Annotated in this window: 5 protein-coding genes; 3 read left to right on the top strand and 2 right to left on the bottom strand. The window is 70.6% G+C overall.

What is annotated here, in order from left to right; translation table 11 throughout:
- Positions 1-31: 31 nt before the first annotated feature.
- Positions 32-1,267, bottom strand: a complete 1,236-nt coding sequence (locus ACZCLJ_RS15180; protein ID WP_463104333.1) for a helix-turn-helix domain-containing protein — start codon at positions 1,265-1,267, stop codon at positions 32-34.
- A 111-nt stretch (positions 1,268-1,378) separates the two neighbouring features.
- On the opposite strand from ACZCLJ_RS15180, the gene ACZCLJ_RS15175 reads away from it, so the two are divergent.
- From ACZCLJ_RS15175 to ACZCLJ_RS15165, 3 genes are all read left to right on the top strand, one after another.
- Complete coding sequence (locus tag ACZCLJ_RS15175) at positions 1,379-1,612, top strand: hypothetical protein (RefSeq protein WP_463104332.1); 234 nt, start codon at positions 1,379-1,381, stop codon at positions 1,610-1,612.
- 195 nt (positions 1,613-1,807) lie between these two features.
- Complete coding sequence (locus tag ACZCLJ_RS15170; protein WP_463104331.1) at positions 1,808-8,308, top strand: DEAD/DEAH box helicase; 6,501 nt, start codon at positions 1,808-1,810, stop codon at positions 8,306-8,308.
- 17 nt (positions 8,309-8,325) lie between these two features.
- Complete coding sequence (locus tag ACZCLJ_RS15165; protein ID WP_463104330.1) at positions 8,326-10,584, top strand: 3'-5' exonuclease; 2,259 nt, start codon at positions 8,326-8,328, stop codon at positions 10,582-10,584.
- 78 nt (positions 10,585-10,662) lie between these two features.
- Here ACZCLJ_RS15165 and ACZCLJ_RS15160 read toward each other — a convergent pair whose 3' ends face one another.
- The gene (locus ACZCLJ_RS15160) at positions 10,663-10,983 is read right to left on the bottom strand and encodes a hypothetical protein (RefSeq protein ID WP_463104329.1); all 321 of its coding nucleotides are present in this window, start codon (positions 10,981-10,983) and stop codon (positions 10,663-10,665) included.
- Positions 10,984-10,991: the final 8 nt, after the last annotated feature.

Raw genomic sequence — 10,991 nt, 5'->3', positions numbered from 1 at the left:
TCCGTCCCCTGACGCGCCGCGCCTCGGGCGCTCAGACCAGATTGCGGATTGTGTCGTCCGCATTGCGCAGTATGCCGGCGACATCGATCGCGAGGTCTTCCAGGGAATCCGGCTCGACTGTCATAAACCTCGTCGCGTCGATGCTGTCGACCATGAGCTCACAAGCCGCAATCTCGACAAAATCTCGGTACGCCTGCTGTTGACGGGCGGAAAGAACCGTCCAGTCGAGCGGGCGACGCCCGAGGCCTGCTTCCCATTTCCTCAGCGCGTGAGCAGCGTGCTGCCCTACATACTCGAGGATGTGCGTCGCCTTCTCGAGTGTGTCCACAAGGAGGTCAAACCCCAGCTGAGTAGCGTCGAACTGAGCTTCGGCATCGTCCAGCTGAGCGATCAGCCGGGCCTCCTCGGCCTTTGTACGCCGCCTCGTAGCGAAGTACAAACCCCCCGCCGCCAGGACCACCACGGGGGCCGCGACGATGCTGCTGAGCAGCAAAGTGCCCGCCGCGATGCCACTGCCACCTGCTGCCAATGCCCCGCCGCCGAGCAATGCAAGCGTGGCGTTGGTGGCGGCGATGCCAGACAGTCCAGAGATGGCCGCGCCGGTAGACGCCGTCCCGAACATCGCCGCGGCCGAGAACGTCGCGTAGGCCGCAGCAGCCCCGGTCGCACCGCCAAGAGCCGCGCCACCTGCCCCGCCTAGGAGTGCGGCGGTGATCTTGTGGGACAACACCTCCGTGGTCCATGAGGCCTGGCGCGCGCTGCCTTCGCGGCCGGTTGGAACGGCTTCCGCCTCGGGCGGCATCTCCGGCAGCGGTACTTCGTCAATCTCGCGCCCGACGTCAACGAGTCTCAGGAAGAACTTGTCACGTGCCGTGTCGTGCGCCGTGTTGAAGGCCGCGCCGAGGTCGGCGACGGCATCGGTACGCAGCTTCGTTCGCTCCTGAACCCTCTCGAGACGTTCCTTGAGCGAACGGCGGCCCGCTGATCCCCTGGTGGACTTCTCGCCGTCCCCCCGCAGGGTATCGGTCCTCGACTCCTGATACGCAGCAACCTCGAGCTGCCTGGGGGTCAGGTCGAGGGCAAGCGCAATTGCCGCGAACTTGTCAGGCCGTGGTCGGATGGTCCCTGACTCGATACGAGAGATCGAGACACCCGCGCCGCCACGGTAGTCGGCACGTTCACCGAGTTCCTGTTGGGTCATGGGGGGCTCGCGCTCCTCGCGTAGGCGCCTGATGACACGCCCGAGCGCGGCGGCTGTGTAGTCCATACAACGAGACTAGCGCATACTTAGCAAACACTTAGTGTTGCTAAGTAAGCCATCTAGCATTAGCCTGCTCGAAGGCGGCTCGACGAGCGGGCCCGATCAAGGAGTACGCACATGGCTCGCATCGATATCCGTTTTGCCGCGGAAACCGCCGCTGTCGTCATCGACGGGATCTACCGCTGTGACGAAGTCCGCAAGGACCCGGAGGTCCTCGTAGCGTTCAAGCAGTTCGCCCACGATGCGCGAGAAGCCGGCGCGTCTGCCGCCCATCTTGTCACGACGACCGGACGAGCCTGGCGGCGCTCCGGCAGCGGAGGCACGGTCGGCGCGGCTCGTACGTGGGCCTGACCGGCGTGCCTGCCGACCTCGAAATCGTCTCAAAAGTGGGCGCGACGAGCCGACCTTGACTGCATGCCCGCCGGCGCGGCGAGTGATGGCGACCGCCGTGCTGGTCGAGGCCGCGAGCGGGTGAACTCCGGCGGGAGCAGGCGCAGGCGCCGGATACCGCCTGAGATGGCCCGAGAAATCTGAAACCATGCACAGGTGAGTGAGCTCCTTCCGGTCTCCCAGGCCGAGTCCCTGCGTGCGGCGTTGTTGGAGTACCTGGGCACGACGTTCGCCCTGGCCGACGCCAGCACGCGCACGTCGCTCGAGGACTTCCTCCGCTCGCCTCAGACAGGCTTGTTCCGCGGCCCGTACGTGCGGCTGCGCCTCCCGTTCCGCCCCGCGGACGACGGCTGGCGCGACTCGCTCGACTGGTACGGCGGCTACCCCTCTCCCTACGGGCACCAGGCCGCAGCGTTCCAGCGGCTGTCGTCGCTCGCACCGGACGGTGGTCTCCGCCGACCGCAGCCGACGCTGGTCACGACGGGCACGGGCTCGGGCAAGACGGAGTCCTTCCTCTACCCGATCCTCGACCACGTGCTGCGGGCCAAGCGCGCGGGCCTCGGCGGTATCAAGGCGGTCATCCTCTACCCGATGAACGCGCTGGCCAACGACCAGGCGAAGCGCCTCACGGAACTACTCACCAGGAACTCCGAGCTCGGCGGTGTTACCGCCGCGCTCTACACCGGTCAGCAGGGTGGCACTCGCTCGAAGGTCAGCACCGCCGGCCTCATCACCGACCGCGCGATCATCCGCGACACGCCGCCCGACATCCTCCTGACCAACTACAAAATGCTCGACCAGCTGCTGCTCCGCCACGCGGACGCGAAGCTGTGGTCCGCGAGCGCCCGCTCCCTGCAGTACCTGGTGCTCGACGAGTTCCACACCTATGACGGCGCGCAGGGTACCGACGTCGCGATGCTCATCCGCCGGTTGGGGCTCGCGCTGAAGTCCCACTGGCCCGCCGAGCCCGACGCATTGGCCTATGCCGGACTCACCGAGGCCGACGTCGAACGCCCGCTCGGGATCGTCACGCCGGTCGCGACGTCCGCGACGCTGGGCGACAAGGGCGACCCGACGGCGATGCTGGAGTTTGCTCGCACGGTGTTCGGCGAGGAGTTCCCCGCGGAGTCCGTGGTGACCGAGTCGCGCCTGTCTCTCGACGAGTGGGTCGGCGACGCGGTGGCCCGGACCGAGGCGCGCGGGCTGCACCCGGTCGACGTGGACGACGTCGTCGCACGCGCTCTGCTCGCCGACCTCGGCGAGGGTGACCCGGCCGACCCCGACGCCCTCACCCGGAGGGTGCTGTCCCACCTGTACCGCGAGGGTTCCGGCGACGCCGGCTACGTCGACCCCGCGTCGCCCCGCCCGGACCTGTCGGGTGACTCGAACGACGACCTCCTGACCCTCGTCAAGGCGCTTCCTCTTGTCTCGGGGCACCACGGCCTGGCCCGGCTCGCGGATCACGCCGTGGACCTGGGCGAGCTCGCCGCCCAGGTGTTCACACCGTCGTCGGACCCGGCCTGGCGTGCCCGCGCCGAGCAGACGCTCACCGCGGTGCTCTCCGCCCTGTCGCACCTGCGCAAGGAGACAGGGCGTGGCGCACTGTCGGTTGACGTGCACCTGTGGACCCGCGAGCTGACGCGCCTGAACCGCACGACCGCGGGCGTCGCCCAGTTCCGCTGGCAGGACGACGGTGTCGTCGTGCAGGACTCCGACGAGGACGAGTCCGGCGACGAGTCACGTGCGTTCCCCGCGCTGTACTGCCGGCACTGCGGCCGATCCGGCTGGGGCGTCGCGCTCGCCCCGACCGGGACCGATCTGGACACGCACGACAACGACATCCGGGGCCGTCACCTGCGCGGGGACGAGCGGTTCCGCGCCCTCGTCCACGCCCCCGCCGAGGGTGAGCGCGCCGAGGGTGGCGAGAAGATCGAGGGCCTGTGGTGGTTCCTCGTCGGGCAGCGCCGCCTCGTCTCCTCACCGCCGGACGGCGAGGACGCCGACCAGGGTGCCCTCCCGGTTCTCGCGCACGCCATGGACGACGCCGGTGCCAAGCCCTCGAAGGACGACGACTGCCCGTCGTGCGGGCAGAAGGACGGCATCCGGTTCCTCGGTTCGGCCATCGCGACGCTGCTGTCGGTGTCGTTGTCCAGCCTGTTCGGCACCGCGGGGCTCGACCCGGCGGAGAAGAAGGCGCTCGTCTTCACCGACTCGGTGCAGGACGCCGCGCACCGCGCCGGGTTCGTGCAGTCCCGCTCGCACGCGCTGACCCTCCGTGCCGTGCTGCGCCACGCCGTCGGCGACGATCCCGTCGATCTCGACACACTCGTGGACCGCGTCATCGCCGAGGCCGGGGGCGACGCGAAGAAGCGATACCGGCTGCTCCCGCCGGACCTCGCGGACCGCGAGAAGTTCGCCCCGTTCTGGAAGGCCACGTCCTGGGCCAGGGTCCACCACACGGTGCGAGGACGCGTGCGCCGCCGCCTGCTGCTCGACGTGCTGCTCGAGCACGGGCTGCGCTCCGCCGTCGGCCGCACACTCGAGGCGACGGGCACCGTGGTCGCCGAGGTCGAAGCCGATCCCGAGCTGCTGCTCACCGCTGCACGCGCTGCCCTCGACGAGGCCGACCGCCAGGGCGTGCTCGACGGCTTCGCGCCGACCGACGCCGACCTCCGGGCGTGGGTGCGCGGCGTGCTCGAGCACATGCGCACCCGTGGGGCGATCGACCACGAGTGGTTCAAGAAGTTCCGCGAGGAGGACGGTAACCGCTGGTGGATCACCGGCGGCCGTCGACGTCACGACGGAATGCCCGGATTCGGCAAGGGCGCCAGCGCGCCGGGGTATCCGCGCGTCGGGGGCGCCGTCACCACCGGAGCCGGCGCGAAGGCACCCGGCGACGACCTCGAGCCCGTCGGTTCCTCTCGTGGCTGGTACGCGGCGTGGACGCACAAGTGCCTGCACGTCGACAAGACCGAGGCCGCGACGTTCGCGCGCCTGCTCATGAAGCAGCTCGCGCGCTTCGACGTCGTCGGCACGCTCCTGTCGTCGTCCGGTGCCACGACGTACCACCTCGCACCCCGGAGCGTCACCGTCCAGGCCGCAGCGACGGACGCGCTCGGCTCCGGAGCCCTGTGCCTGGAGTGCAGCGACTGCGGTTCGACGGTGCCCGCGACGGCGACCGTCGTCGACCAGCTCGACGGCGCCCCGTGCCTCGTCGCCCGGTGCACCGGGCGCCTGCGACGGCACACGATCGCCGACAACTTCTACCGCCGGATGTACGAGGACTCCGACCCGGCACGCGTCGTCGCGCGCGAGCACACCAGCATGCTCGAAGACGAGGTCCGGCTGGCGTACGAGACGGCGTTCAAGTCCAGCGACCCCGAACCCGACGCGCCGAACGTCCTCGTCGCGACACCGACGCTGGAGATGGGTATCGACATCGGCGAGCTGTCCGCCGTCATGCTGAGCTCCCTGCCTCGCACCGTCGCGTCCTACCTGCAGCGCGTCGGCCGCGCCGGGCGCTTCACCGGCAACGCGCTCGCGCTCGCGTTCGTCACCGCACGCGGCGACCAGCTCCCGCGGTTCACCGATCCCGGCAGCGTCATCAACGGCGCCGTGCGCCCGCCGGCGACCTACCTCGACGCCGAGGAGATCCTGCGCCGCCAGTACGTCGCGTCCCTCGCCGACGAGCTCGCGCGACGGCCCGACGCGCCGCACCCGCGCACCGCCTCCGACGCGCTCGGCAGCAGCGACCCGGGCACCTTCCTCGGCGAGTTGGTCGCCTTGTCCGAGGCCGAGGGACGTGCGCTGCTCGACCGGTTCCTGAGCGGGTTCGCCGAGATCTCCGACGCCGTGAAGGACAGCCTGCGGGCGTGGGCGCTGCCGTCCGTCGACGCGAGCTCGGGCGAGGCCGTCCCCTCCGAGCTGGCCGGACGTGCGCACGCGGCGTCCCAGGCCTGGCGAGCCCGCATGGAGACTCTCGCGTACCGCGAGAAGGAGATCCAGACGGCGATCAACGCCGCCGACGGTCTGCGGATCAAGGCGGAGTCGCCCGCCGCGACGAGCGACGACGAGCGCGCGCTCCGCACCGCGCAGGCCGCGCTCAAGCTGACCCAGTACCAGAAGGCCCTGGCGTCCACCGAGCACTGGGTGGGCGTGCTCGAGGAGCACGGCCTGCTCCCCAACTACACGCTCCTCGACGACTCCGTGTCGCTCGAGGTCGCGCTGTCCTGGGTGGACCCCGACTCCCAGGAGTACCGCACGGAGCACATGGAGCTGAACCGGGGTTCGGCGCAGGCGCTGCGCGACTTCGCGCCCGGCTCCACCTTCTACGCCCGCGGGTACGCCATCGCCATCGACGCGCTCGACCTCGGCCGCGACGACGACGCCGTCCGCACCTGGGCGTGCTGCCCGCGGTGCGGCTACACGCAGGACGTCACGGACTCCACCGCGCCAGGAAGCACCGGCGCGCCGTCGTCGTGTCCGCGGTGCGGCGATCCCGGGATCGCCGACGTCGCGCAGCAGGTCGAGGTGGTCGAGCTCCAGCGCGTCTCGTCCGTCATCCGGCGCGAAGAGGCGACCATCGACGACCGGCACGACGAGCGCGAGCGGGAGCGCTTCACCATCCGGACGCTCGCCGACGTCGACCCGACCGCCGTCACACGCCAGTGGTTCGTCGAGGACTACGGGTTCGGCGCCCGCTACCAGCGGCAGATGACCATCCGGTGGCTCAACCTCGGCAAGGCCTCCTCGCAGGGCGCCACCGTCGAGCTCGCCGGGCACCCGCACGACGTCGCGCTGTTCCGCGTGTGCGAGCAGTGCGGAAAGCTCGACACCTCCACCGGCGCCAACCGCGCGTCCGAGCACCGCCCGTGGTGCCCGCTGCGCAAGGCCAGCAACGAGAAGGTCCGGACGGTGGCGCTCGCACGGTCGATGACCACCGAGGGCCTCGTCCTGCGGCTGCCCGAGTCCGTCACCCTCGGCGACGACTTCTCCCTGCCGTCGCTGCGCGCCGCGCTGCTGCTCGCGCTGCGCATCCGGATCGGCGGCGACCCGGACCACCTGGAGGTCACCGACGTCGTCGATCCCAGCCCCGCGGCCGGCAGCACTGCCGAGGCCCTGCTCCTGCACGACGTCGTCCGCGGCGGCACCGGCTACCTCGCCGAGCTCGCCGACCACGAGGCCGTCTGGGCGATGCTGCGCGACGCCTGGCAGCACCTCGAGGAGTGCCCCTGCCAGCACGACGGGAAGCTCGCCTGCGAGCGCTGCCTGCTCCCCCACGCCGCGCTGCACCAGGTCGAGCACGTCTCACGCGCCTCCGCGGCACGTCACCTCCGATCGATCCTGCTCGGCCGGTCGCAGGTCGGCGCCGACGACGAGGTCCCGACCACGAGCCCCTGGTCCGTCACCGTGGACGAGCCGGCCATGTCGGACCCTGAGACCCACATCGAGCTGCTCTTCCGCAAGGTGCTGCGCGAACGCCTGGAGAAGATGGGCTCGACCATCACCGAGAAGCCGGGACCGAACGGCAACACGTGGTCCATCACCATGCCCGGCGGTGCCCACTGGCGGCTCGAACCGCAGGTGCTCGTCGCCCAGGCCGGCACCAAGCCCGACTTCGTGCTCCGCAGCGACCGGCCCGACGTCCCACCGACGGCGATCTACACCGACGGCTGGCAGTTCCACGCCTCCCCCGCCGTCAACCGGGTCGCCGACGACGCCACCAAGCGGCAGGCGCTGCGCGACCTCGGCTACCAGGTGCTCGCCTTCACGTGGGAGGACCTCGACCGCGAGCAGCGATCCACGACGGACGTGCCGTGGCTGCACCCGCAAGCGACCGCGGCCGTGCTGAGCGAGGCCAAGGACTCGCTGTCGCCGGCGACCGTCGCCCTTGTGACCCGCCCCGCGCTGGACCTCCTGCTGGACTGGGTCCAGCGTCCCGACCGCAACGGCCGAGCACAGCTCGCACGCTGGCTGCCCCTTCTCGTCGCCCCGTCGTTGAACGGCGGCGCGATCTCCGCCGAGGTCGGCATGGACCAGGTCACGCTCGACGTGCTCGACGGCGCGGGTCTCCCGCCCGGGACCAAGTTCGGTGGTGTGTGGCATCAGGGGACGGTCGCGATCGGCGTGCGGTCGTTCGTCGGTGAGTCGTTTGAGGTCGCCGTCGTGCTCGACGACGCGGTCGACGCGCTCGGCCACGACCAGAAGGCCTCGTGGCACGAGTGGCTGCGCCTCGCCAACCTGCTGAACTTCCGCGAGGACCTGCCGCTGCGGATCGTGACCCGGTCGATGCTCACGGGCGCGGAGCCGGCCGTCCAGCCCTCGTTCGCCGACGCCGAGGAGACCAGCCGGGTCGAGGCCGAGCTCCGTGCACAGCTCGACGCGTACCCCGACTGGCGTGCTGTGGCGCGGCTCGCCACGGAGGCCGAGCACGATCTGCTGGTCGAGCTCCTCGACCTCGCGGCCTCGGGACTGGAGGCACCGACGATCGGGGACGAGGTGGGCGACGGCGTACCCCTCTCACTGTCGTGGCCAGACCGTAAGGTGACCGTGCACGTCGACGACCTGGACCACGAGACGATCCGCACCCTCCACGCCGACGGATGGGTCGTCGTCGAACCTGAAGCTGCCGCGCTCCGCGGGGCCCTGACCGCCTGAACCGGAGATCATCCCCGATGCCGCAGATCATCCTCGGACCGTCGTTCGGCAAGCTCGACGGCGCCGTGCGCAAGGCCGCGTACGCATTCCTCGAGAAGCTTCAGGAGAACGACGCCACCCCGGGCCTGCACATCGAGCCGATCAACGGCTCCGCCGACTCGCGCATCCGAACCGGCCGCGTCAACGAGTTCTGGCGCGCCCTCCTCGTCAAGATCCAGGGCCAGGCCGCCGAGGCCCACTACGTCTACCTCGGCACCTACCCTCACGACGAGGCGATCAGCCGGGCCAAGACCGCCGTCGTGCGGGTCAACCCCCGCAACGGCATCGCCGAGCTGGTCGAGGCTGCGTCAGTCGTCGAGCCCGCGGTGGAGAAGCCGGTCGTCGAGAAGCCGCGGCCGAAGCCGGACGACGTCGACCACACGACCTACCCCCTGCTGCAGACGCAGGGGATCTCCCTCGCCGACCTCGTCGACCTGGGCATCGACGTCGAGATCGCGAACGCTGCTGCGACGGCCGAAACCGAGGACGCGATGCTCGCCGTCGCCGAGCGCGCCCCCGCGACGTGGCAGGGTGACGCGCTGCTCGACCTCTCGACCGGCGCAGGGCTCGCGACGGTCAAGGAGAAGCTCGGGCTGACGGTCCTCGCCGTCGAGCCCGACCCCCAGAGCGACGAGCAGCTGCTCGACGCGCTCAAGCAGCCCGCGGCGCAGATGGACTTCGCGTTCATCGAGGACGACGCCGCGCTGCGCGCCGCGATCGAGGACGACAACTTCGGCCGCTGGCGGGTGTTCCTCCACCCGGAGCAGCGCGACTACGCCTTCAAGGCCCGGACCGGCTCGTTCCGACTCTCGGGCGGCGCCGGCACCGGCAAGACGGTCGTGCTGCTCCACCGTGCGCGGCACCTCGCGCGCACCGACCCCGCGGCGCGCGTCGTCCTCACCACGTACAACCGGACTCTCGCCTCCTCGCTGCAGGAGACGCTGAAGCTCCTCGACCCGTCTCTGCCGATCGCGAAGAACCTCGGCGACCCCGGCGTGTACGTGGCCAGCGTCGACGCGCTCTCGCGACGGGTGCTCGCGAAGGCCGAGGACGTCCACGTGGCCTCTGCCGCCTGGGGAGAGACGGTCGCCGCCGTGCTCGGGCCGCGCTCGCCGTACGTCCTCGATCTCACGACGGCCGCACGGTGGGACGCCGCCATCTCGGCCGCTGGTCCCGGACTCGCACCCGAGCTGCGGAGCCAGGCGTTCTTCGTCGCGGAGTACTCGACCGTCGTCGTCCCGAACCGGATCACGTCGCGGGACGAGTACCTGCGCGTCCGCCGGCCCGGACGAGGCGTGGCGCTGAACCGGCTGCAGCGCGTCGCCGTGTGGGAGGTCGTGGAGGCCTACCGCGCATCCGCCGACGCCGCGGGGTCGACCGACTGGGACGAGAAGGCCATGATCGCGGCCACCCACCTCGACGCCCGGGCGGCGGCGGGCGAGCCGCGCCTCGCCGACCACGTGCTCGTCGACGAGGCCCAGGACCTCGCCCCGGCCCGTCTCGTGTTCCTGCGTGCGCTCGTCGCCCAGGGACCGGACGACCTCTTTCTCGCCGAGGACTCGCAGCAGCGCATCTACGGGCAGAAGGTCGTGCTCTCCCGGTACGGCATCAACATCCAGGGCCGTTCACGCCGCCTCAGGCTCAACTACCGCACGACGGCGCAGGTGCTGCGCTACGCCGTCGGGGTGCTCGCGGGCGAGGAGTGGATCGACATGGAGGCGGAGGACGCCGCGGCCACCGGTTACCGGTCCGCGCGGTCCGGGCCGGTGCCGCGTGAGGTGAAGGCCAGCTCACTCGTCGACGAATACGAACAGGCCGCCGACCTCGTCCGCGGCTGGCGCGACGGAGGCGACCCTCCCGAGACGATCGGTGTGCTGGTCCGCGCCAACCACATCGGCGACAAGGTGGTCCACGCGCTGAGCGAGCGTGGGGTCAAGGCGAAGTTCATCCAGGACGACGCCGCGACGGGATCGGGCAGCGTGCTCGTCATGACGATGCACCGTTCCAAGGGCATGGAGTTCAAGCGCGTCGTGCTGTTCGGCGTCTCGTCGGACGAGGGCGGCTGGGGCTCCGGGCTGTCGTCGCTCCCCGAGGCCGATCGGGTCGACGGCGAGCTGCGCGAGAGGTCGCTGCTCTACGTCGCGGCGACGCGTGCGCGCGACGAGCTCGCGGTCCTGTGGAACGGCCGGCGCAGCGACCTGCTTCCCGCACCCCTCAAGTCCACGCCGTCGGTCTAGGAAAGCCACAAGCACCCGCAGCGAAGCACAAGGATGACTTCACTATCGACATCGAGAACCGTGACGTCGATATCGACTTCACCGCGCGGATCTGCCGGCGGCGACGATCCTCGACGAGGCCTTGGGCACCGAGCAGAGGATGAGTGATCTCCAACGCCCACACGTGCAGCACGGTCCGGGCGCGCATTCACGAGGCAAGCGCCGCGGGTGTCTCGGGGAGGAAAAGGCCCACCGGGCGTACGTCAGATAGCGCGTCGACGGGTCGAGAGTCCGGAATCGTTCCGTCGCCGGCTCGACGGCCCGATGATCGACGCGCACGGCGCTCAGCGCGAATGGCTCGGCGCCGCTGCGCAGCAAATCGTCGACAAGCTCGCGGCGCACGTCGTCCAGCTCGAGCACGACGCGCA

This window comes from Cellulosimicrobium sp. So1_17, assembly GCF_055181235.1.
This window is presented reverse-complemented; position numbering and strand designations above follow the sequence as displayed.